Raw genomic sequence first — 22,400 nt, forward strand, 5'->3', positions numbered from 1 at the left:
TTCACGCTGATACACCAATTGCGTTGGCTTCACGCGCCGCCGCCCGGTACTCGTCGAGTAACGTGGCGGCGGCGCGAATGCCGCCCAGATAGTTCTCGACACTGATCCACTCGTCGGGAGCGTGGGCGTTCTCTCCGGGCAGGCCGAAGCCCATGAGCAGCACGGGCGCACCAAGAATGCGTTCGAAGTCGCCGACCACGGGAATGCTGCCGCCTTCACCGGTGATCACGGGCGCCCGCCCGAACGCCGCTTCGAGTGCACGTTTCCCGGCCTCGATGATGGGTCCCTTGAGATCCGCCCGCCACGGGCGTCCGCCGTGCAGATTCTCGACGGTGACGGTCACGCCCGGCGGTGCGACACGTTCCACGTGCGCCTGCACCAGTGCCCCGATGACCGCTGGATCTTGATCAGGCACGAGCCGAAAGCTGACCTTCGCCATGGACACCGCGGGGAGCACCGTCTTGGCGCCTTCGCCCGTGTAGCCGCTCAGCATGCCGTTCACTTCGCACGTCGGGCGTGTCCACAACCGCTCGAGCGTGGTATATCCGGGTTCGCCACCGAGTGCCGTGACGCCGACTTCGTGCATGAGATGCTCATCGCTGAATGGCAGCTCGCGCATCTGCGCCAGCACGGCATCGGGGAACGGTCGCACGCTCTCGTAGAAGCCGGGAATCGCGATGCGCCCATCGGCGTCATGCATGGTGGCCAGGATGCGCGCGAGCGCCATAGCCGGATTCACCACGGCTCCGCCATACATGCCGGAGTGCAGATCCCCGTTGGCGCCCCGCACGTTGATCTCGAGATACGCCATCCCGCGCAGCGATGACAGGATGCTGGGAATACCCGGCGCGAACATGGTGGAGTCGGAGATCACGACGGCATCGCAAGCAAGCCGCGTTTTCTCGCGCTCGAGGAACTGCTCGAGGTTTTCGCTTCCGACTTCTTCCTCGCCTTCGGCGAGCACGATGACGTTGACGGGCAGCGTCCCGCGTACCGCGAGATGCGCCTCGAGTGCCTTGATGTGCAGGTACAACTGCCCTTTGTCGTCGACCGATCCCCGCGCGTAAATGCGGCCGTCGCGCACGGTGGGCTCGAACGCCGGCGACGTCCACAACTCGAGCGGCTCGGCGGGTTGCACGTCGTAATGCCCGTACACGAGCAACGTGGGCGCGTCGGGGCCGGCCTTGCGCCACTCACCGACGACGATGGGATGTCCCGGTGTCGGCTCGATGGTCGCCGTAAATCCGATGCGCGTGAGCGCATCGGCTACGAACTGTGCCGCCTCGGCGCAGTCGGCCTTGTGCTCGCTGCGCGCACTGACGCTGGGAATACGCAGGAAGGCAAACAGTTCGTCCTGCGCGCGCGCATCGTTGGCGCTGCACCAGGCGGCGAGATCGGCGGGAATCGTGGGAGCGTTCATGAGTGATGCTCAGCGTGTGCGTGAATGGCGGATAACAGCGGAAACGAGCGGTTCCAGCTTGACACGGATACGAACGGATACGAACGGACACCTTGGATCTGCTCCGTGTGCGCGAGACGGGGCGGAGGAGACCGCGAGTACGTATGCTGATGTGAACAGCCTGCTTGATCGGTTGCTATCGGTTGCTATCGGTTCGTATCCGTGTCAGCCAGGAACCGCTGTTTCGGTTCGTATCCTGACAGTCAGGCTTGGATAACAGCGGAAACGAGCGGTTCCAGCTTGACACGGATACGAACGGATACGAACGGACACCTTGGATCTGCTCCGTGTGCGCGAGACGGGGCGGAGGAGACGGCGAGTACGTATGCTGATGTGAACGGCCTGCTTGATCGGTTGCCATCGGTTGCTATCGGTTCGTATCCGTGTCAGTCAGGAACCGCTGTTTCGGTTCGTATCCTGACAGTCAGGCTTGGATCACAGCGGAAACGAGCAGTTCCAGCTTGACACGGATACAAACTGATACGAACGGACACCATGGATCTGCTCCGTGTGCGCGAGCCGCGGCGGAGCAGACCGCGAGTGCTTTTTCTGAATGTGAACAGCCTGCTTGATCGGTTGCTATCGGTTGCTATCGGTTCGTATCCGTGTCAGTCAGGAACGGCTGTCTCGGTTCGTATCCTGACAGTCAGGCTTGGATCACAGCGGAAACGAGCGGTTCCAGCTTGACGCGGATAGGAACGGATACGAACGGACACCTTGGATCTGCTCCGTGTGCGCGAGCCGCGGCGGAGCAGACCGCGAGTACGTATGCTGATGTGAACAGCGTGCTTGATCGGTTGCTATCGGTTCGTATCCGTGTCAGTCAGGAACCGCTGTTTCGGTTCGTATCGGAGCGCGGCAGCAAGCAGCGCTACCGCGCGCCGCGACCGACGCTGAGTCCCGCGAACGTAGCCAATATACCGGCAGTGACACTCACACCGATGTACAGCGCGGCACGCGCTGCCTTGCCCTGCTGCAACAGCATGAGCGTTTCGGCACTGAAGGTGGAGAAGGTCGTGAAGCCACCACAGATGCCGACCGTCAGCGCCACGCGCAGCACTGGGTTGTGATCGGGCGCGTCGAACAGGCGCGCGAACAGGCCGATGAGAAAACTCCCCGCCACGTTGATCACGAGCGTGGAGACCGGGAACCCAGTGCTTGCGCGTTGCAGCAGCACGCCGACGATGTAGCGTGCGACAGAACCAACGGCACCACCGCCAGCGACGGCGAGCAGCATCGGCATGGTCAACGCCGAATTCATTGACGCCTCGGCACGTCGCGCGCGATGCGGTACAGCCAAATGCGCCGCTCGGTCACGACGCCGTCACCACGGCGCAGCGGAACCGTGACCCCACGCTGCGATTCTGCAAACCACGAGCCCACGACGCCCGCCAACGAATCGCCTTTGGCATCCGCGTCGAACGCGACCACGAGGCCGTCGCCGGGACGGATCTTGTCGTACGCGTTGGGCCAGATGTCGTACTGGTTGGTGCGACCGCCAAGGTTCAGGGCGAACACCGTGGGCTGATCGGCGAGGTGGAAGGCCAGCTCCGAGGCATCTTGATAGCGATCGGCGGCAACCCAGCGATCGACTGTGCCCTCCAAAAAATCGCTCTGCCGACTGTGGTCGACGGCCGCGGCCAGCGTTTCCCATCCATGCGCTCGCGCGATCGGATCCTTGCGCGGCGGGATCGGCAGAATGGGGGTGGCCGCCTGCCACGCCACGATCGTCAGTAGAATGGCGGCGAAGGCCTGACCGCGATGCCACCACCGACCGTACGACCACGGTTTGTCAGTCGTGGCCAGGAGCATCATGGCACCCGGATAGATCATCGCCGGCCAATTCGCTTCTACCGATCGGCGCCACGCGCTGATCGCGAAGAATGCGAGCGGCGCCACCGAGATCACCGCCAACGCAAACCGGCGCGTCATCGGATCGGTGGGCGACACGTCGCGACGCATGCGCCAGCCGTCGCGCATCGCGAACCAGACCGCCCCCGCCATCAACAGGAACAGGATCGGCGAAGCGAGGCCGATCTGTCCGCCCAACATCTCGAGCTCACGCGAGAGCGGATTGCCGCGCGCGCTCGGACTGAAGCCGTGGCCCAGCTGAAAGCGGAACGAGACCCAATTGTTGAAGGCGTTCCAGGCGACCACCGGCGCGAACAATCCCAGCGCGACGATCGACGCGATCCACGGTCCCGGCTCGGCGAACCGTTTGCGGAGTGCGGGATGCAGTACGCAGGCGATCACCAACCCCATCGGCAGCAACACGGCCGTGTACTTCGCCACGAACGCGGCACCAAGGCCGACGCCGGCTATGGTCCACCAGCCGAGGCTGCGCCATGAGCGGAGTGGGGCGGCCAGTGCCCGCTCCACGCCGAGCAAGGCGAACATCGCGCTCGCGAACAGCACCGCATCGGGCGTGGCCAGCACGAGCCCCAGCGTCGCGATCGGAATGAGCGCCACCAGCATCGCGGCGCGCGTCGCCGCACGGAGTCCGCCCGGCCCCCGCCCCGCCAGCTGCCAGGCACAGACCACGGCTGCCAGATGCATCAGCAACGCGGCCATCGCGGGCCCGGCGCGGACACCCATGGACGTGTTGCCGAAGAGGCGTGTGCCCGCGGCGATCAGGAGCGCGATGCCGGGCGGATGATCGAAGTAGCCCGCTTCGAGCTGACGCGACCACTCCCAGTAGTACGTCTCGTCGGGCAGCAGCGGGACCAGCCCCGACAGGCCCGCGCGCAGCACAGCCGCGACGAGAATCCAGCTCGCGGCAGACGTCCACGAGCCCGGAGGGGCGACGGGGGGCTTGGTGGCAAGGTCGACCGGTATCGTCATGGGCGCGGGGTAAGTTGCATGCATGCCCAATCGTCTCGCTACCGAGTCGTCGCCATATCTGCGACAACACGCGGAGAATCCGGTGGATTGGTATCCCTGGGGCACCGAGGCCTTCGAGCGGGCGCAGGCCGAGCAGCGGCCCATTCTGCTGAGCGTGGGCTACGCGGCGTGTCACTGGTGCCACGTGATGGCGCACGAGTCCTTCGAGGACGCCGACACGGCCGCGCTGATGAACGCGCTCTTCGTGAACGTGAAAGTGGATCGCGAAGAGCGTCCCGACATCGACGCGATCTACATGCAGGCGGTGCAGGCTCTGACCGGGCAGGGCGGCTGGCCGATGACCGTGGTGCTTACCCCCGACGGCACGCCCTACTGGGGCGGCACCTACTTTCCGAAGGACGACCGTCACGGGATGCCCTCGTTCACGCGGGTGATCCAGGCCGTGGCCAATGCCTGGCGCGAACAGCCCGACGCCATCGCGCGCACGACCGAGGCCATGCGCGACTTGTACGCCAACAGCAGCCGCACCTCTGGCCCGACCGGCACGGTCAACGCAGCGCTGCTCGAGCGCGCGTTTACCGAGATCGTGACGCGGTACGATCGGACGCTCGGCGGGTTCACCGGCGCGCCCAAGTTTCCGCAGACGATGGCGCTCGATTTCTGCCTGCGATGGCATGCGCGCGGCGGCGACGCGCTGGCGCTCGAGATTGCGCATCGGTCGTTCGTGGCGATGGGACGCGGAGGGCTGTTCGATCAGATCGGCGGCGGCTTTGCGCGCTACAGTACCGATGCCCGGTGGCTGGTGCCGCACTTCGAGAAGATGCTGTACGACAACGCCCTGCTGGTGCGGCTTGGCGTGCATCTGTGGCAGGCCACGCGCGACGATGAGGTCCGTCGCATCACGGAATCGACGATAGGCTGGCTCGCCCGCGAGATGACACTCGCCAACGGCGGCTTCGCATCATCGCTCGATGCCGACAGTGAGGGCGAGGAAGGCAAGTTCTACGTGTGGACGGCGGATGAGGTCGACGCGGTGCTCGGTGACGACGCCGCTATTGCCCGAGCGTTCTGGCGCGTGCAATCGGGCGGCAACTTCGAAGGCCACGCGATCTTGCACGTTCCTGTCGCGCCGGCGTTGGTGGCGTCGCGCCTTGGCCTGACGGAAGCACAGCTGCGCACCACGATCGAGCGGGCCTCGGGTGCCCTGCTGGCCGCGCGCGAGCAGCGCGTGCGACCGGCGCTCGACGACAAGGTGCTGGCCGGGTGGAACGCCCTCATGACGCGCGCCCTGGCCGACGCGGCGCGTGTGTGGCGCGATCCGGCGGTACGGGCACTGGCCGTACGGAACGCAGAGTTGCTCCGCGACCGGTTGGTGAACGCGGCGGGACGAGTCACGCGGGTGCTGTCGCATACGGACGGTCCGAGCGTCGGCCCCGGGTTCCTGGAGGATCATGCCGCGGTCGCGTTGGCCTTTCTGTCGATCCACGAGCTCACGCTCGACCCCGCGTGGCTGCATCAGGCGCGCCGCGTGAGCGACGCCATGCGGTTGCACTTCTTCGACGAAACGACGGGGGCGTGGTACGACACCCCGAACGATGGCGAAGCGCTCATCACCCGCGCCCGCGATCTGAACGACAACGCGACCCCAGCGGGGCCGTCGCTGGCGCTCGAGGTCGTGTTGCGGTTCGGCGAGCTCGACGGGAACCCAGCAACCCGCACCCAATCGCTGGAGTCGATGGCCCCGCTGGCCGAGCCAATGGGCAAGTGGCCAAACGCCTTCGGGTATCTGCTGGGGGTGGCGCAGCTGGCCATTGATGGCGCGGTGGCGGTAGCGCTGATCGGCGAGCCCGACAGCACGGCAATCCAGGCGCTGGCCGCTGCCGTAGCGGAGAAGTACCTCCCAACGTTGGTCCTGGCCTCATCCGGCGGCGAAACGGCTCCAGCGGCGCTTCTGGAGGGCCGGGCAGCCCTCGATGGCACGGCGACGGCTCATGTGTGTAGGAACTTCCGCTGTGAGATGCCCGTCACCGACGCGGCCACACTCTTGCAACAGCTCTCGACGCCGCTTGCCGTCACGTGAACGATCGGTCAGGTTGTCCACAGGGCGGGATGGTGCCAGCGCTGTGACGGTTACGGCTGGAGACGACCGCGCGTCCTAGTTGGACGTTGCTGTCCGGGAGACCCTTCCGGATGGCTCATTCACTTTTGTTGACAGGACGGACCTGCATGCGGGTCTCTGCCCCCATTGCGAACTTCCGCGCGACGTTGCGCGCGACCTCCACCACGCTCGCCCTGATCGGGTTGGCGGGGTGTCTCGATCTCAAGACCACCGCCGACGCCTGCACCGTCTCGGTGGCACCGGCTTCGCTGACGCTGCCGGTGAACGGTGCGTCGACGATCGTCGGCACCGCCTTCGATTGCAAAGGCAACTCGATTCGTAACAAGAAGATCTCGTATTCCTCGAGCAACACCGCGGTGGCCACGGTGACGACAGAAGGCAACGTGATCGCGGTCGGTATTGGCGGGGCCTCGGTCTCGGCGGTCGCCGACGGCAAGAGTGCATCGGTGCAGGTCACGGTGACGCCGGAAGCGGCGGCCACGGTGACCGTCACGCCGAGTACGCTGACGCTGCGCCGCACGAACACGCGTCAGCTCACGGCGACCGCGCGCAACAACCAGAACACGGTCATCCCCGGCCGCACGTTCCGCTGGGGGAGCAGCAATTCGTCGATCGTGTCAGTCGATCAGAACGGCTTGCTCACCGCGCTCACACCGGGCACCGTGGTGATCAGCGCCGAGGCCGATCAGACGACCGGTAACGCCACGGTCACCGTAACGGAAATCCCGATCGGGAGCTGCTCGCTCGCGCCGGCCACGTCCAAGCTCACCGTGTCGCAGAGCGTGCAGCCGGCGATCACGCTGCGCGATACCGCGAACAACGTCATCTCGTCGCTCGGCCGCTCCATTGCCTGGACCAGCGACAACGAAATTGCGGCGACGGTGACCGGCTCAGGCCTGGTCACGGCGCGTAAGGCCGGGACGGCCCGCATCACGGCGTCGCCGGTGGAGAACACGCAGGCATCGTGTAACGCCACAGTCGAAGTGGTGGACGCCCGCATCGTGTCGGCGGTGATCACGACGCGCAGTGGTTCGCTGCGCATCGGCATCCCGCGTCAGTTCCAGGTATCGCTCACCGACTCCGTGGGCGGCGCCATTCCCGCCGGCCGCGCGGTTACATGGACGAGCGTGACGCCGGCGATCGCGTCGGTGACGTCGAATGGACTGGTGACCGGTATCGCGCTCGGCTCAGCGCGCATCGCGGTGAACGCCGAAGGCGCGGTGGATACGGTCAACTTCACCGTCACGAAGATTCCGGTCGCCACGGTACGCCTCTCGCCCCTCTCCTCGAGCATCGTTCAGGGCGGAACGGTGCAGATCAACGCGACCATCGAAGACTCCACCGGCACGGCGGTCACCGACCGCATCGTGGAGTGGACCAGCAGTGACCCCACGCGTGCCGCGGTGTCGTCGACGGGTCTCGTGACCACGCAGGCGCCGGGCACGGTCACCATCACCGCCACCAGCGAGACGCGCTCCGGCACGTCGCAGGTAACGGTGCAGCCGATCCCGGTCGATACGATCGTCGTGACGTCGGGGACCTACTCGGCGGCGCTCAATGCCCCGTCGAAGTCCTTCGCGATTCAGCTACGTGATGCGAACGGGAATCAGATCTTCAACCGGTCGGTCAGCGTGCAGAGCAGCAACCCGGGGGTTGCGACGGGCGCCATCAACGGGACCGCGACGCAGGTGAACATCAGCGCGTCCGCCGTGGGAACGACCACGTTCACCATGCGCGCACTGAACAGCAATAACCAACCCGAAGGCAAGACGACCACGGTCACGGTGACCATCACGGCGTCGACACCGTAGGGAGTCGCCCGCGTTCGATCCAGTACATAGCTTGCAAGGCGGGGCGCTTCTCTTCGAAGCGCCCCGTCGTTCGTTCTCCATCGGCTCCACCGGAGTGCCTGCCAATGAGCGCGTCGCCACCTGTCGCCCACGCCAAGCCGTCGTTTCTTCGCGGGCTCTTTCAGGGCGAGATCACCGAAGCCTTGCTCTTCCCGTACCCCGCAACACTCGATGAGCGGCGGCCGGACGAAGCCGCCACGGTGCACCGCCTGATTGCGGCGCTGAATGCCATGGTGGCCTCAGGGCTGATCGATCCGCGGCAGATGGATGAGAACGAAACGCTGGGCGAGCCAGTGATCAAGGCGTTCGCCGAGGCCGGGCTCCTCGGTCTCACGACGCCCCAGGAGTACGGCGGCCTCGGACTCTCGGCGAGTGCCTACGCGCGCGTGTTCGGCGCCGTCGCGTCGGTGGATGCGTCGCTGGGTGTGCTGATCGGCGTGCACTGCGGCTTGGGCGGCAAGGCCCTCGTGCTTTTCGGCAACGACGAACAAAAGGCGCGCTATCTGCCGGCGCTGGCGCGCGGCGAGATGCTGGCGGCGTACGCACTCACGGAGCCCGAAACCGGCTCCGACGCGCAGCACATCGTGACCACGGCGCGCCGTAACGCCGAGAACACCGGATGGCTGCTGAACGGCCGCAAGCACTGGATCGGTAATGGTCAGCGCGCCGGCATGATCGCGACCTTCGCGCAGACGCCGATCGTGCGGAACGGCGAGACGATCATGCGGCCCACCGCGTTTATCGTGCGCCCCGACATGCCCGGCTTCCGCATTGACGGCACGGTGGCCAAGCTGGGTATCCGCGCCTCAACGCAAGCCGAGCTGGTGTTCGAGGATTGCTTCGTTCCCGACGATCACGTGCTCGGCGAGGTCGGCAAGGGGTTCCGCGTCGCCGTGAACGCGCTCAATGCCGGCCGGCTGTCGCTGGCGTCGGGGTGTGCGTCGGGATGCAAACGGTTGCTGGCCGAGTTCGCGCGCTACGCCGAGGCGCGGACGCAGTTCGGCGGCCCGTTGGCGTCGTTCGAGATCACGCAGCGGAAGATGGCCACCATCGCCGCCGACACGTACGCCGTCGACGCGATGGTCGGTGCGCTGGCCGCGGCGCTCGATGAAGACAGCGTGGACGCGTCACTCGAAGCAGCCTGCGCGAAGGTCTTTGCCAGTGAACTCGTGTGGCGTACCGCCGACGAACTCGTGCAGCTCGCGGGCGGTCGTGGCTTCGTGAAGCCATGGCCGTACGAACGCTATCTGCGCGATGCCCGCATCAATCGCATCTTTGAAGGGGCCAACGAAATCCTGCGACTGTTCATCGGACTGAATGGCATTCAGGGGCCAGCCGAAGAGCTCAAGGAACTCTCCGGCGCGCTCAAGAACCCGATTCAAAACTGGGTGCTGGTGTCCAGCTACGCAGCGGAACGCGTCGCCTCCGCGCTGGGCAAGAAGGATCGGTTCGACGTCACGTTTCATCCGTCGCTGCGCAAGCACGCCGAGTTCGTGGAGAAGCACGTGGCTGCGCTGGCCGCCGCGACGCAGAAGATGATCGTGACGCACAAGAAGGAAATTCTGCATCGCCAGCTGGTGGTGGAGCGGCTCGCCGACATGGCGATCGAGCTATACGCACGCGCCACCACGATCGCCCGCACGCAGCGCCTCATCGGCGAGCGCGGCGCCGACGCCTGCGCGCGAGAGATCGCGCTGACCGATTTGTTCTGCATCGAATCCGGTCGACGCTTCCGAGCGATCCGCATGGAGCTTGACGGCGACGCCGGTGAAGCGATCGACGACTTGCGCCGCGATATTGCCGCGCGCATTCGTGCAGAGCACGGTTACGGCACGAGTGATGCACTGATGGATGTCGCCGTTCCACCACTTCCCGCGTGGAGCCTCACCAAGGCCGAGCAACAGGCCGCTGTGGAGCGAAGGACACCATGAGCAACACACTGATGAGTGCCGCGGTCACGTTGTCCGTCGCACTGCTGTTCGCGGCGTGCACCGAGCCGCGATCCGCCGCATCGACCGATAGTCTTGCTCCGCCGTCGGGCGCCACGACCAGTGCCACGACCAGCGCGGCGACGCAGCCGGAGCGCGTCGTGGGGCCGATGGACCTCACGGAGCACGGCTTCGGACCCGTGCGCGTGGGCATGACATTGGCCGAAGTCTCGGCAGCCAGCAGCGCGGGAATCCGCCTCGTCGGCACCGACTCGACCGCGTGTAGCTACCTGAGTTGGCGCGACGGCCCGCCCGAGGTGCTCATCATGGCCGAAGGCGGACGGGTGGTGCGCATCGATGTCCGCAATCCCGCGATCGCCACACCGGAAGGCATCAAGCTCGGCAGCACGGAAGCCGAGGTGCAGCAGCGGTATGCCGGTCAGGTGGAGGTGCAGCCACACAAGTACACGGACGGCCACTACCTCGTGATTACGCCACGCAATCCGTCCGACAGCAGCCTGCGCCTCGTGTTCGAAACCGATGGCAAGAACGTGAAGACGTTTCGCGGCGGACTCGTGCCGCAGGTGCAATACGTCGAAGCGTGCAGCTGATTATGCGTCGTTCTTGAGCAGCCCGAGCTTGAGCGCGAACTTCACGTAGTCACTGCGGTGCGCGAGGCCGAGCTTTTCGCCGATGCGCTGCTTGTAGGTGTCCACCGTTTTCGGTGAGATCGTGAGATGCTCTCCGATTTCCGGCGCCGTGAAGCCCTCGGCGACCAACTTGAGCACCACCTGCTCGCGATCGGTGAGCTTCTCAAAGCGGGCACGCTCGTCCGCGTTGCCATCGCGTCGGGCCAAGCCGCGAGCCAGCGCTCGGGCCGCCGTGGGCTGCACGTAGACATCGCCGGCGGCGACCGTGCGAATGGCATCGACGAGCTCGCGATCGGCCACTGACTTGAGCAGGTAACCACCCGCGCCCGCTTCGAGCAGGGCCACGAGATGTTCGTCTTCGGTGTGCATCGTGAGGACGAGCACCCGGCGCGTCATCGGCTCACCGGGCGTCGGCGTGCGCACGGCATTCGCCTTCTGCAACTCGCGGGTGGCCGTGAGTCCGTCCATGTCGGGCATGGAGAGATCCATCACGATCACGTGAGGATCGAGGCGTTCCGCAAGGACGAGCGCATCCTTCCCGCTACCGCCTTCGCCAACGACCGCAATGTCCTTCGCGGTCGAGAGTACCGCTTTGAGTCCGGAGCGGACGATCTGGTGATCATCCACCAGCACGACGCGAATCAGGTCAGGGCGCATCCGTCAATCTGGGTCGCAACCGACCACAACGCGAGGGCTACTCGACGCCTTCGCGGGTCTTGAAGATGCGAAACAAGTACACAAAACTCGGCAAGAGAATCATGGTGCCCACCGCCAATGCACCAAGCGTCAACTGCAATGTCACGCGAGGGGCCGCCAGTTCAGTGATGGTGCGATTCGGGGGCAGCATCCACGGATACTGCGTCCACGCCCACCCCCAGAGGATGAAACTGGCCTGCGCCGCAGCGGCCAAGCGCGCCACTTGAAAGCGTCGCGTGGCGAGCGCCCACATCGACGTGGCCGCCGCAACAGCGGTCACCGCGTGCATCGTGAGCGCCGTCCGCCCGTTCGTGAGTCCCTGAAAGAGCAGCGGATTCTCGGCGCGGGCAATCACCAGCGTGGTGGCCGCAAGCACCAGTAATGCGACCTGCGACTGCTGCGCCCGACGTTTGAAGAGATCGCGCATACGGTCGTCGGTCGCCTCCACCGTGAGGTACGACGCGGCAAGAAACGCGAACAACGCCAGCGTAAGCAGCCCCACGGCCCAGGGGAACGGGGAGCGGGCCCATGGATCGATGAACCGTTCGCCGAACGTGACAGAGCGCAGCGAATCGATCGACCGGATCGGCACCGCGCCGCTGGCGACAGCGCCCAGACAGACGCCGAGAATGACCGGTGTGAGCAGGCTTGCGACTGAGAAGATGCGTCCCCATCGGCGCTGCACATGATCACGCTTACTGTCGTACGTGCGAAAAGTGAACGCGGACCCGCGCAGCACGATGCCAACCAGCATCACCGTAATCGGGATATGCAGTTCGGTGGCGAGGTGCGCGAACGCCTTGGGAAAACAGGAAAAGAGCAACACGACCACGAGAATCAGCCACACGTGGTTGGCTTCCCAGATCGGACCGATCGCGTCGGCGATCAGCACGCGCTGCGCGTCGCGATCCTTGCCGCGCGCGAAGAGATCCCACACGCCGCCGCCGAAGTCTGCGCCCCCCAGCAGCACGTACGCATTGAGCGAGAGCACCATGGTTCCGGCTACCGCGTGCGGGAGCGTCCAGGTGAGTTCGGTGGCGACGGCCGCCGACATCACGGCGTCGGGTAGCTCGCGGTCGATCCCGGCGTCGGAATCGGCAATTCGCTGGTAAAGCCCATGGGAGTCTGCGACACGCCGGTCTTGATGATCTGACGCCAGAGCAAGAAGACCACGGTGACCGCCAAACCGATGTACAGCGCCGTGAACAGCGCAAACGACACCACGAGCCCGGGCATCGGCGTGACCGCGTCGGCGGTGCGCATGATGCCCTGCACGATCCACGGCTGACGCCCAACCTCGGTGACGGTCCATCCGGCTTCGAGCGCGATGAAGCCAAGCGGGCCAGCCAACACCACCGCCGTGAGGAACCGGCGATCATCGGGGAGCGCGCTGCCACTGCCTCGCTTGCGACGCCACCAGCGCCACGCGCCCCACACCGAGAGCGCCGCCATCACCGAGCCGCAGGCGATCATGATCTGAAAGGCGAGATGCACGATGCCGAGCGGCGGGCGCTCGTCGGGAGGCACCGCGTCCACGCCCTTCACGACAGCGTTGGGATCGCCGTGCAGCAGGAACGACAGCGCACCAGGAATCTCGATCGCGCCGGTGTGCTCCAGCGTTGCGGCATTCGGCCAGCCACCGATGACGAACGCGGCGGGGCCCGTTTTCAAATGTCCTTCCATGGCGGCCAGCTTCACCGGCTGCCGTTCCGCGACGCTGCGCGCGCTCCAATCGCCTGACAGCGGCTGCACCAGCGCGGCGGGGAGCCCCACCCACAAGGCGATCTGCAGCGCGGCGCGATGAAAGGCGCGATGCGGTGTGCCTCGACGTAGAGCAAAGGCATGGATGCCGGCGACGGCGAACCCGGTGGCCGCGAACGAGGCAAGCGTCATGTGGACGATCTGCGACGGCGCGGCGGCATTGAACATGGCCGCGACTGGATCGACATCGGTGACCTGCCCGTTCACCATACGGAAGCCGGCCGGCGCGTTCATCCAGGCATTGGCGCACACCACGAAGGCGCCGCTGAGGGCACCACTCACCGCGACCACCACACCAGCCGCGAAGTGGGCGCGCGGGGGAATACGCTTCCACGCGTACAGGTAGATGCCGAGGAAGATGGCTTCCGTAAAAAACGCGAAGCCTTCCAGCGAAAAGGGCATCCCGATCACGGCCCCGGCGTGCTCCATGAACGTGGGCCAGAGCAGGCCGAGTTCGAACGAAAGCACGGTCCCCGACACGGCTCCGACGGCAAACAGAATCGCCGTGCCTTTGGCCCAGCGCTTGGCCAGTTCGAGCTGTAGCGGATCTCTCGACATGAGATACCGCCCCTCCGCGATGACCATGAGCGCAGGCATGCCTACCCCCACCACCGCGAAGATGATGTGGAAGGCCAACGACATGGCCATCTGCGAACGGGCGAAAAGCAGGTCAGACATCAGACGCGTTCGCCGGTAGGATTGCCCCGACGCAGCGCCCGAAGCCGATGCGCACCGCCCCCTCGCGCTCGGCGAAGGCGGTGATCTCCAATTGGTCCCCGTCTTCGAGGAAACGGCGCGTCTCGCCGTTGGGGAGCTCGAGCGGCTCGGCCCCGCGCCAGGTGAGCTCGAGCAGACAGCCGCGGCTCTCTTTGGCCGGACCAGAAATGGTGCCGCTGCCCAGCAGATCGCCGGGGCGAAGATTGCAGCCGCTACTGGCGTGATGCACCAACAGCTGCGCCATCGACCAATACAGATCGGTGGCCAGTCCCCGCGTGAGCCGCACGGCCGGTTCGCCGGCGTCACGCATGCGCGCGGTGCGGAGCCAGGTTTCCACCGTGATGCCGAACCCGCCGTACGCGCGGTCGTCATCGCTGGTGAGATACGGCAGCGGCTCCGGATCGCCGTCGGCGCGCGGCGCTAACGGCATGCGGAACGGCTCGAGCGCCTCGAGCGTGACGACCCACGGACTGATCGTGCTCGCGAAATTCTTGGCGAGGAACGGGCCCAGCGGCTGGTACTCCCACGCCTGAATGTCGCGGGCCGACCAATCGTTCAGCAAACACAGGCCGAACAGGTGATCGTTGGCCTGCTCGATCGGGATCGATTCGCCGAGCGCGTTGCCGGTGCCCACGAACGCCGCGAGTTCGAGTTCGTAATCGAGCAGTCGCGACGGACCTACCGACGGCACGTCATCGTTGGGGCCTTTGCGCTGACCCATGGGGCGGCGCACGGGCGTACCCGACACGACGATGCTGGAGGCGCGCCCGTGATAGCCGATGGGCACCCACTTGTAGTTCGGCAGCAGCGGATTGTCGGGGCGGAACATCGACCCGACGTTGGTGGCGTGGTGCACCGACGCATAGAAGTCGGTGTAGTCGCCGATTTGCGCCGGCAGGAATAGCTCGGCGTCCTGCTGCAGTACCAGCGCGTGTTCGGCGATCTGCTTGCGATGCACGGCCGCCGTTTCCGCAAGCAGCGCCGAGATGGCATTCCGCAGCGCACGACGGGCCGGCGCGCCGCGCGACATCAGCTCATTGAGCGTCGGCATCGCGCACGCCGAAGCGGCCTGACGCGCGTCGCTCTCCTCATCGAAGAGTCCGGCGGCGAGACAGGCCGCCACGTCGAGGATTGCTGCACCGATAGCCACGCCGACGCGCGGCGCTTCACGGGTGCCCGCCCGACGAAAAATGCCGAAGGGCAAATTCTGAATCGGGAAATCCGCACCGCGCAGATTGGCCGTCTGCACCCAGGAGCGGAGCGCGGGGTCGTTGGTTGGATCGATCGACATGCGGTGATTCTAGCGTGTCAGCCCGCACGGCGCTGGTGGCACCGTGCGGGCTCACATTACAGCCAGCCCAGCGCGCGCGATTCGTCGACCGGCTCGGTGAACGAGCACGACCCGAAGCTCGCCAATCCATGCTCACGCATCTGCTGCAGTACATCACGGGTGAACGTGATGGTGCGATCGGGTCCGTGCCATGCCACGTGCAAATCGCTGAACTCGATACGTCCGGCGTCCGCCTCTTCCAGCAGCTGAATGGCCTCGACCTCGCTGCCACCACCGTCGAGATGCGCGACGGCAAGCGCCACATTCAGATAGCCGTACATGCGACCAGTCGCCGCATCAGGCTCGTAGGTGAGCCGATACGTCCCGCGCAGCGGATGATGTAATCCGGCCGTGGCTTTTGCCGTGACGCCGTGCGCCGCACACGCCGTGAAGAACCGCACGACCGCATCGGGCGACGGCATCATGTCGGCGGTGGTGCCGCCCATGCGCACTTTGGCGTTGCGCCCGACTCGGGCAATAGCGGCGACGTACGCATCGACCTCACCGTCGAGTGGGATCTCGATGAACGTCTGCAGCTCGCGCGGCGTCGCTGCGGCAATGCGCTCGATCTCAGCAACCGACGCCGCTTTGATCTCGTACGCATCGACCTTGGCGCCGCACTCGTCGAAACAGACGCGGTGCCGTTCGTTGAACGCCGCAATCTCGGCGAGATCGCTGGCGAGATCCGGACTGGCGGTCACGGAGAGGCGCCACGGAATCGCCCCCGCATCACGGGGCAGCAGCGGATCGGCCTTCTCGGAGAACAGCGTGAGCGACTGCGCAGGACAGATGAAGCGACCCAGCATCCAGCCGGAGCCGGCGGCGCGGTAGTGCGCATAGTTGCGCACGGCGTTCGGCATAGCGAGCGACGCCGGCGCAAACAGTCCGGCATAATCGACGAGTCCCTCCAGCAGGATGCGGGAGGCGCGATCGGTGAGCGGCGGGAGGCGAACGGGCATGGGGAGAGCTCTTCCGGAAAACTTATAAACCGTCGAAATCGAGACCGAGATCGAGGGCCGGTGCGGAATGCGTGAGCGCGCCGACGGAGATGCGGTCCACTCCCGTTTCCGCGATGCGACGCACGGTTTCGAGCGTGACGCCACCAGACGCTTCGGTGATCACCTTGCCGCGGCAGCGTTCCACGGCCTCGCGCAGCTGGTCGAGCGACATGTTGTCGAGCAACACCCAATCGGCGCCGGCGGCGATGGCCGCGTCGACCTGTTCCAACGTGTCGCACTCGACTTCGATCGCCGTACCGCTCATCGCCAACCCACGGGCGCGCGTCACCGCCATCGCGATGTCGCCACCGATCGCGGCGAGATGGTTGTCCTTGATCAGCACACCGCTGCGCAGATCCATGCGATGATTCATACCACCACCGGCACGCACCGCGTACTTCTCGAGCGTGCGCCACCCCGGCGTGGTCTTGCGCGTGTCGAGGATCTGCACCGATGTGCCGGCGACCGCGTCGACGAACCGACAGGTGAGCGTGGCGATCCCGGATAGATGCTGCAGATAGTTGAGCGCCGTGCGCTCCGCCGACAGCATGCCGCGCGCATGTCCGCTGATGTGCATGATCAGATCGCCGGCCTTCACGCGCGTGCCGTCTTCCGTCTCCACGCGAATCGTGACCGCGCTGTCGAGCTGACGAAACGCTTCGACGGCCAGCGGGATGCCGGCGATCACGCCGTCACGTCGCGCCACGATCGCGCTGCGCACATGACGGCTGCTGACGACGGTCGCCAGCGTGGACACGTCGTTGAATGCCTGATCTTCCTGCAGTGCCACCCGAACCTGCGCCGTCAGCTCCGCATCGGACAGCGGAAACGCCAGCGGCGACACTTGCACCGCGCGGCTGCCGAGCGGCGTAATCGTCCGGGGCGTCATCGCGGGGGTTCCGCCTGACGGTGTGGGACGCAGGGGCGGGTGGAAGGCACTCATTCGCCGGGATCCTCGGGGCCAAAGGGACTCACGCCGGAATTGCCGCCGATCGAGACCATGCGCTCGATGGAAATGCGCGCGCGGGCCGCGATGTCGTCGGGCACTGTGATTCGATGCTGCATGTGCAGAAGCGCATCGCGCACCTTCGGCAGCGTCGTCACCTTCATATACGCGCATTGCGCGCGATCGTTCGCGGCAATGAAGTGCTTGGTTGGATTGGCGCGACGCAGCCGGTGCAGAATGCCGATCTCGGTGGCCACGATGAACGTGTCCTGATCGGTCTGGCTCGGACGCTTGATCATTCCCTCGGTGGAGAGAATGTGCACGTTGTCGGCATCAATGGCGCCGGCGCTGATGGCTTCCACCACTGGCGTCGCACAGCCGCACTCCGGATGAATCAGGAACTCGGCGCCCGGGTGCTTCGCGCGCATGTTCGAGATGTGCTCGGGATCGATACCGGCGTGCACGTGACATTCGCCAAGCCACACGTGGATGTTCTCGCGACGTGATTCGCGGCGTACATGCGCGCCGAGGAACATGTCGGGGAGAAACAGGATCTCCTTGTCGGCTGGAATCGCGTTCACGACTTCGACCGCGTTGCCCGACGTGCAGCAGTAGTCGCTCTCGGCCTTCACTTCGGCAGTCGTGTTCACGTAGGCCACGACGACCGCCCCGGGATGCTGCGCCTTCCACGACCGCAACTGTTCGGCGTTGATCGTGCTGGCCAGCGAGCAACCGGCCGCGAGGTCGGGGAGCAACACCGTTTTCTGCGGCGAGAGAATCGCCGCCGTTTCGGCCATGAAGTGCACGCCGCAGAATACGATCACCTCGGCTTCCGTCTTCGCGGCCTCGCGCGACAACCCCAGCGAGTCCCCCACGAAATCGGCGACGTCCTGAATTTCCGGGCGCTCGTAGTTGTGGGCGAGAATCACCGCATTCCGCTCCTTGGCGAGGGCGCGGATTTCTTCGGCGAGGACGGGATCGTAGTGGGCCTCTAAAATCGTCATCGGATTGCTTTTACCATGTGATATGTCGGTCCTGCCATTTCCGGCGGGTCTTCGGAAAATCGCTCCGGAAGTGCCCTCCACGCGACTCCTTGCGCATGAGCGACGCTTCCGTCACGAGCGTGGCGGTGGTGTGCAGATTCCGCTCTTCCGTGGCGCCGGGCGGCAGTCGCTCGCCGATCTGCTGCAAGGCGGCCAGACAGCGGCGCAAGCCGGGCGCGGTGCGGGCGATCGACGCATAGGTCCACATGAGTTCGCGGATCTCGTCGGCGGCCACCTGCGCGGCGCCGCGATCGTCGAGCGACGGCACTTCCCAATCGGTGGTCTCGGGCACGGGCAAGTCGGTCGGTGTCTCCACCATGTCGCGGGCGACGCGCTCAGCGAACACCAGCCCTTCCAACAGCGAGTTGGAGGCGAGACGGTTGGCGCCATGCACGCCGGTGCGGGCCACTTCGCCCACGGCATACAGGCGCGCGATGCTGGAGCGGCCGGCGAGGTCGGTCATGACCCCGCCCATCATGTAATGAGCCGCTGGCGTGACCGGGATGGGCTCGTGCACCGGATCGATGCCGCGGGCACGGCAGATCGCGAGGATGCCCGGAAAGCGCGTCGCAAACTCGGCGCCGAGCTTCGTGGCATCGAGGAACACCGTGCCATACTGCTGCTGCTCACGGAAGATCTCGCGGGCCACGACATCGCGCGGGGCAAGTTCAGCCAACCGATGACGCTTGGGCATGAAGCGCTGACCGCGTCCGTTCAGCAGGATGGCGCCTTCGCCACGCACCGCTTCCGAAATCAGGGCGAGCGGATTCTCCGGCGTATCGAGCGCGGTGGGATGGAACTGCACGAATTCCATGTCGGCCAGCCGGGCGCCGGCGCGATGCGCGATGGCGAAGCCGTCGCCGGTGGCCACCTGCGGGTTCGTGGTGTACCGATAGATCTGTCCGCACCCGCCGGTCGCGAGCACCGTGGCGTCGGCGACGATTTCCACGGCGCGTCCGGCAATGCTGGCGCGAACGCCGGCACACTGGACCCCGTCTTCATCCTCGAGGAGCAGCAGGTCGAGCACGCGCGCCATCTCGACCACTTGGATATTCGGTGACTCACGCACCTTGGCCACCAGCGTCCGGGCCACTTCGGCCCCGGTTTGGTCGCCTTGGGCATGCACAATGCGATGCCGTGAGTGCGCCGCCTCTTTTCCGAGCTTGAAATCGCCATCGGGGTCGAGGTCGAAGCGGGCGCCGGCCGCCTGCAGTTCGCGCACACGGGCCGGTCCTTCCTCAACCAATACCTGTACGGCTTCCGCGTCGCACAGCGCTGCTCCCGCGGCGAGCGTATCCTGTCGGTGCAGGTCGGGCGAGTCTCCAGCGCCTAAGGCGGCCGCGATGCCCCCCTGGGCATACGCCGTCGCGGAATCGAAGAGGGTGCGCTTCGTGAGGACCGTCACCGGTCCGTGAGCCGAGGCGCGCCAGGCAGCATGAAGTCCTGCGACTCCACTGCCAATAACAAGGAACCGCGTGCGGATCCGGTCAGTCATAGTAGTTTCAACTTAGGACACTGGGACCCCAACAGAACCCCTGGCCGGCTTGCTGGCCCATTCTCCCGCTCTTTTTCGCTTTGGAGACGTCATGCGTTTGACGTTCATGGCCGGCGTTGCGACCGTGGTGTCGCTGTCCGGAGTAGCTCTCGTGCCTTCTGCGCTCACGGCCCAGCCCGGTGGTGGCGTGGCACCGCAGTGCAGCATCGACCAGAACACCCCTAAGGAACTGGCGCTGATGTCGCTCAAGTTCCAGGGTGCCCGTAGTGCCGCGACGCCGGATGCCCGGAAGAAGGTGCTCCGCGACATCATCAAGGAACTCGACACGAAGCCCGAGCGCTTCGCGAAGAATCCGGGCGGTTACAACCTCACGCTCGTGCAGGCGCTGACCATGTGGGGCGTCGAGCCCGGCATCACGGACGCACCGGCCCGCAGCGAACTCGGATTCATCACGAATCCCACCGAGCCGTACGACATCATCGTGAACATGGACGTCGCCTACAAGGCGATCGTGGCCGCGGTGCCGACGTGCGAGGCCGACATCACCGCCATGCGCATGAACGAAGTGTGGCTGGCCGCGACCAAGTCCGCGCTTGATGCGTCGAACGGCGGCAAGCTCGACTCGGCCGAATACTTCGCCAAGCGCTCGATGATGATGGCGGCCACCAACCCGTACCCGCACTACGTGCTCGCCAACGTCGCGAACGCGCGCAACAACCGCGCGAACGCGATCATGCACTGGAAGCATGTGGTCAAGTATGCGGCCGACGACACGACGTATCGCGACTTGAAGGCCAGCAGCATGTACTACGCAGCGATGAGCCAGCTGGAAGACGCCCAGTCGAAGACGGGCGCCGAGCAGCAGGCGGCGGCGCGTGAAGCCGCCGAGGGCTTCAAGGCGTTGATGACGATGACGCCGGACAGCCCGGATGCCCCGAATCTCCTGCTCTCATGGGCGGATGCGCTCACGGTGGCGAAGGACACGGCGCTGATTCCTACGGTGTACACGCCGCTGCTCACACAGGCGTCGGCCACCGACATCGCGCTGGCCACGGCCGGTGTGATCGCGACGCGCGCCAACAAGTCGGACGACGCGCTCAAGCTGTTCCAGGCGTCCACGAAGAAGAACCCGTTCAACCGTGATGCCCAGCGCAACGTGGCGGCGGCGCACTATTCGAAGGACCAGTTCACCCTGATGTTCGAGCCGGCGCGCAAGCTGGTCGAACTCGACCCGAACAACTTCGACGGCTGGATGCTCTTCGCCTATGCGTCGCAGGGGCTCGCCAAGGCGGCGCAGACGGCAAAGAAGCCGGTGGAAGTGAAAGCGTGGACCGATTCGCTGGTGAAGTACCAGACGTATGCCGAGGCGCTGCCGGTGAAGGTCGACGTCACGAGCTTCGATCGTCGCAAGGATGTCGCGACGCTGGTGCTCAGCCTCGAGCAGGTGGCGGCGAAGGACGGTCAGTACTCGGTGACCGCCGAGTTCCTGGATCAGGCCGGCGCGGTGGTTGCCACGGCGACGGAAGCGGCCGGCCCGATCAAGAAGGGTGAGACGAAGTCGGTGACGCTGAAGGTGACGGGCACCGGCATCATGAGCTACCGGTACAAGGCGCTCAAGTAAGTCGCGCGATGGATGGTGTGGGGGGCATGAACCACAGTTTATGCCCCCACACCACACATTACTGATGCGGAATAAGGTCACAATTTTCACGAATGTGGCATAAGCCGTGAGATGACAGGCAGTTAATGAAAATCAGCCAAGCTCAGCTATTTCGGGCACGTTCTTGCCCTACCGATGGGTGTCGCTCAATCGCATCCCCATCGCTTCAGAGGCTTCGTGATCCGTTCCACCCGCGCCCTTGCCGTTCCGTTCGCGCTGCTCGCCGCGCTGTCCACCGTGGCCACCCGCGCGCAGGCGCAGGTCACCACCTGGTCGGACCGAACGGCCTTCGTGAATGCCGTCGGCGCTGTGACCACGGAGAATTTCCTCGACAACGCCGCCTTCCCCCTTGGCTCCACGCTGAACTCGACGAGTTCGTATAACGAGGGCACGTGGGCCCAAGTACTGCCCGGGAACATCAAGGCCGGCGTGACCTACTCCGTGTCGAGCGGCCCGTTGCTGATCGATGGCGGTGGCGGCTTCGAAGGAGGGTTCCTTGATGGCATCTTCAACAACTACGGCACGGTCGGACCGCTCACCGCGACCTTCAACGGTGCGGTGAAGGGCTTCGGCTTCCTCACGAACAACCTGATGGGCAGCCGCTTCGACGTGATCATCGCCTTCCGGAATGGTTCGACCAGCAACCAGCTCGGCATCAATAACGAGAACGGCCTGCAGTTCTTCGGCTTCTCCAGCGCGAACCAGGACATCGCCAGCGTCACCATTGGCGGCAACGACCAGACGTTCAACTTCGTGGTGGACGACTTCACGTTCAGCGCGAACGCGATGCCGAGCACCAGCGTGCCGGAGCCGAGCACGTTTGCGCTGATGGCGGCCGGCGGACTGGTGATGGCCGGTGTAGCTCGTCGCCGCAACCGCGCGTAAGGATCGCAGATCACAGACGGAT

The 22,400-nt window shown here is 65.5% G+C and carries 17 protein-coding genes; 6 read left to right on the top strand and 11 right to left on the bottom strand.

Features of this window, described 5'->3' with window-relative positions:
* Window position 1: 1 nt before the first annotated feature.
* The 3 genes from HKW67_RS12900 to HKW67_RS12910 form a co-directional block, all read right to left on the bottom strand.
* Window positions 2–1,420: a dipeptidase gene (locus tag HKW67_RS12900; RefSeq protein WP_171225769.1), complete on the bottom strand. Its 1,419-nt coding sequence runs from the start codon at window positions 1,418–1,420 to the stop codon at window positions 2–4.
* A 910-nt stretch (window positions 1,421–2,330) separates the two neighbouring features.
* Entirely contained in the window at window positions 2,331–2,720 is a 390-nt protein-coding gene (gene crcB, locus HKW67_RS12905; protein ID WP_206044412.1) for a fluoride efflux transporter CrcB, read from the bottom strand.
* Window positions 2,717–4,300, bottom strand: coding sequence for a glycosyltransferase family 39 protein (locus HKW67_RS12910; RefSeq protein ID WP_171225770.1), 1,584 nt, complete (start codon window positions 4,298–4,300; stop codon window positions 2,717–2,719). The genes crcB and HKW67_RS12910 overlap by 4 nt, the downstream gene beginning before the upstream one ends.
* 22 nt (window positions 4,301–4,322) lie before the next feature.
* On the opposite strand from HKW67_RS12910, the gene HKW67_RS12915 reads away from it, so the two are divergent.
* The 4 genes from HKW67_RS12915 (at window position 4,323) to HKW67_RS12930 (ending at window position 10,808) form a co-directional block, all read left to right on the top strand.
* On the top strand, window positions 4,323–6,380 hold the full coding sequence (locus tag HKW67_RS12915) for a thioredoxin domain-containing protein (RefSeq protein WP_171225771.1): 2,058 nt from the start codon (window positions 4,323–4,325) through the stop codon (window positions 6,378–6,380).
* Between the two features lie 146 nt (window positions 6,381–6,526).
* Window positions 6,527–8,230: an Ig-like domain-containing protein gene (locus tag HKW67_RS12920; RefSeq protein ID WP_171225772.1), complete on the top strand. Its 1,704-nt coding sequence runs from the start codon at window positions 6,527–6,529 to the stop codon at window positions 8,228–8,230.
* A gap of 104 nt (window positions 8,231–8,334) precedes the next feature.
* Window positions 8,335–10,200: an acyl-CoA dehydrogenase family protein gene (locus tag HKW67_RS12925; protein ID WP_171225773.1), complete on the top strand. Its 1,866-nt coding sequence runs from the start codon at window positions 8,335–8,337 to the stop codon at window positions 10,198–10,200.
* On the top strand, window positions 10,197–10,808 hold the full coding sequence (locus tag HKW67_RS12930; protein WP_171225774.1) for a hypothetical protein: 612 nt from the start codon (window positions 10,197–10,199) through the stop codon (window positions 10,806–10,808). The genes HKW67_RS12925 and HKW67_RS12930 overlap by 4 nt, the downstream gene beginning before the upstream one ends.
* On the opposite strand, the gene HKW67_RS12935 is transcribed toward HKW67_RS12930, so the two are convergent.
* From HKW67_RS12935 to HKW67_RS12970, 8 genes are read right to left on the bottom strand one after another with little or no spacing between them, the layout of a single operon-like run.
* A complete protein-coding gene (locus tag HKW67_RS12935; RefSeq protein ID WP_171225775.1) occupies window positions 10,809–11,504 on the bottom strand; it encodes a response regulator in 696 nt (231 codons plus the stop codon).
* A 37-nt stretch (window positions 11,505–11,541) separates the two neighbouring features.
* Window positions 11,542–12,597 (bottom strand): cytochrome d ubiquinol oxidase subunit II, encoded by a 1,056-nt coding sequence (locus tag HKW67_RS12940; protein WP_171225776.1) that lies wholly within the window; start codon window positions 12,595–12,597, stop codon window positions 11,542–11,544.
* Window positions 12,597–13,982 carry a cytochrome ubiquinol oxidase subunit I gene (locus HKW67_RS12945; RefSeq protein WP_171225777.1) on the bottom strand — a complete coding sequence of 462 codons (1,386 nt, stop codon included), beginning with the start codon at window positions 13,980–13,982 and terminating at the stop codon, window positions 12,597–12,599. Before HKW67_RS12945 ends, HKW67_RS12940 begins: the two co-directional genes overlap by 1 nt.
* Complete coding sequence (fahA, locus tag HKW67_RS12950; RefSeq protein WP_171225778.1) at window positions 13,975–15,312, bottom strand: fumarylacetoacetase; 1,338 nt, start codon at window positions 15,310–15,312, stop codon at window positions 13,975–13,977. Before fahA ends, HKW67_RS12945 begins: the two co-directional genes overlap by 8 nt.
* A gap of 56 nt (window positions 15,313–15,368) precedes the next feature.
* Window positions 15,369–16,310, bottom strand: coding sequence for a hypothetical protein (locus HKW67_RS12955; protein WP_171225779.1), 942 nt, complete (start codon window positions 16,308–16,310; stop codon window positions 15,369–15,371).
* A 22-nt stretch (window positions 16,311–16,332) separates the two neighbouring features.
* Entirely contained in the window at window positions 16,333–17,238 is a 906-nt protein-coding gene (gene nadC / locus HKW67_RS12960) for a carboxylating nicotinate-nucleotide diphosphorylase (RefSeq protein ID WP_230981017.1), read from the bottom strand.
* Window positions 17,239–17,288: 50 nt separating this feature from the next.
* Window positions 17,289–18,299: a quinolinate synthase NadA gene (gene nadA, locus HKW67_RS12965; protein WP_171225781.1), complete on the bottom strand. Its 1,011-nt coding sequence runs from the start codon at window positions 18,297–18,299 to the stop codon at window positions 17,289–17,291.
* Between the two features lie 10 nt (window positions 18,300–18,309).
* Complete coding sequence (locus tag HKW67_RS12970; RefSeq protein WP_171225782.1) at window positions 18,310–19,833, bottom strand: L-aspartate oxidase; 1,524 nt, start codon at window positions 19,831–19,833, stop codon at window positions 18,310–18,312.
* A 91-nt stretch (window positions 19,834–19,924) separates the two neighbouring features.
* Here HKW67_RS12970 and HKW67_RS12975 point away from each other — a divergent pair, with 91 nt between their 5' ends.
* On the top strand, window positions 19,925–21,454 hold the full coding sequence (locus HKW67_RS12975) for a tetratricopeptide repeat protein (protein WP_171225783.1): 1,530 nt from the start codon (window positions 19,925–19,927) through the stop codon (window positions 21,452–21,454).
* Between the two features lie 216 nt (window positions 21,455–21,670).
* Window positions 21,671–22,378, top strand: a complete 708-nt coding sequence (locus HKW67_RS12980) for a PEP-CTERM sorting domain-containing protein (protein ID WP_171225784.1) — start codon at window positions 21,671–21,673, stop codon at window positions 22,376–22,378.
* Window positions 22,379–22,400 lie beyond the last annotated feature (22 nt).

The organism is Gemmatimonas groenlandica, assembly GCF_013004105.1.
Lineage (GTDB): Bacteria > Gemmatimonadota > Gemmatimonadetes > Gemmatimonadales > Gemmatimonadaceae > Gemmatimonas > Gemmatimonas groenlandica.

Coding starts and splice junctions, on each gene's coding strand:
- HKW67_RS12900 (WP_171225769.1), bottom strand. CDS start 1,420: ATGAACGCTCCCACGATTCCCGCCGATCTCGCCGCCTGGTGCAGCGCC.
- crcB (WP_206044412.1), bottom strand. CDS start 2,720: ATGAATTCGGCGTTGACCATGCCGATGCTGCTCGCCGTCGCTGGCGGT.
- HKW67_RS12910 (WP_171225770.1), bottom strand. CDS start 4,300: ATGACGATACCGGTCGACCTTGCCACCAAGCCCCCCGTCGCCCCTCCG.
- HKW67_RS12915 (WP_171225771.1), top strand. CDS start 4,323: ATGCCCAATCGTCTCGCTACCGAGTCGTCGCCATATCTGCGACAACAC.
- HKW67_RS12920 (WP_171225772.1), top strand. CDS start 6,527: ATGCGGGTCTCTGCCCCCATTGCGAACTTCCGCGCGACGTTGCGCGCG.
- HKW67_RS12925 (WP_171225773.1), top strand. CDS start 8,335: ATGAGCGCGTCGCCACCTGTCGCCCACGCCAAGCCGTCGTTTCTTCGC.
- HKW67_RS12930 (WP_171225774.1), top strand. CDS start 10,197: ATGAGCAACACACTGATGAGTGCCGCGGTCACGTTGTCCGTCGCACTG.
- HKW67_RS12935 (WP_171225775.1), bottom strand. CDS start 11,504: ATGCGCCCTGACCTGATTCGCGTCGTGCTGGTGGATGATCACCAGATC.
- HKW67_RS12940 (WP_171225776.1), bottom strand. CDS start 12,597: ATGTCGGCGGCCGTCGCCACCGAACTCACCTGGACGCTCCCGCACGCG.
- HKW67_RS12945 (WP_171225777.1), bottom strand. CDS start 13,982: ATGTCTGACCTGCTTTTCGCCCGTTCGCAGATGGCCATGTCGTTGGCC.
- fahA (WP_171225778.1), bottom strand. CDS start 15,312: ATGTCGATCGATCCAACCAACGACCCCGCGCTCCGCTCCTGGGTGCAG.
- HKW67_RS12955 (WP_171225779.1), bottom strand. CDS start 16,310: ATGCCCGTTCGCCTCCCGCCGCTCACCGATCGCGCCTCCCGCATCCTG.
- nadC (WP_230981017.1), bottom strand. CDS start 17,238: ATGACGCCCCGGACGATTACGCCGCTCGGCAGCCGCGCGGTGCAAGTG.
- nadA (WP_171225781.1), bottom strand. CDS start 18,299: ATGACGATTTTAGAGGCCCACTACGATCCCGTCCTCGCCGAAGAAATC.
- HKW67_RS12970 (WP_171225782.1), bottom strand. CDS start 19,833: ATGACTGACCGGATCCGCACGCGGTTCCTTGTTATTGGCAGTGGAGTC.
- HKW67_RS12975 (WP_171225783.1), top strand. CDS start 19,925: ATGCGTTTGACGTTCATGGCCGGCGTTGCGACCGTGGTGTCGCTGTCC.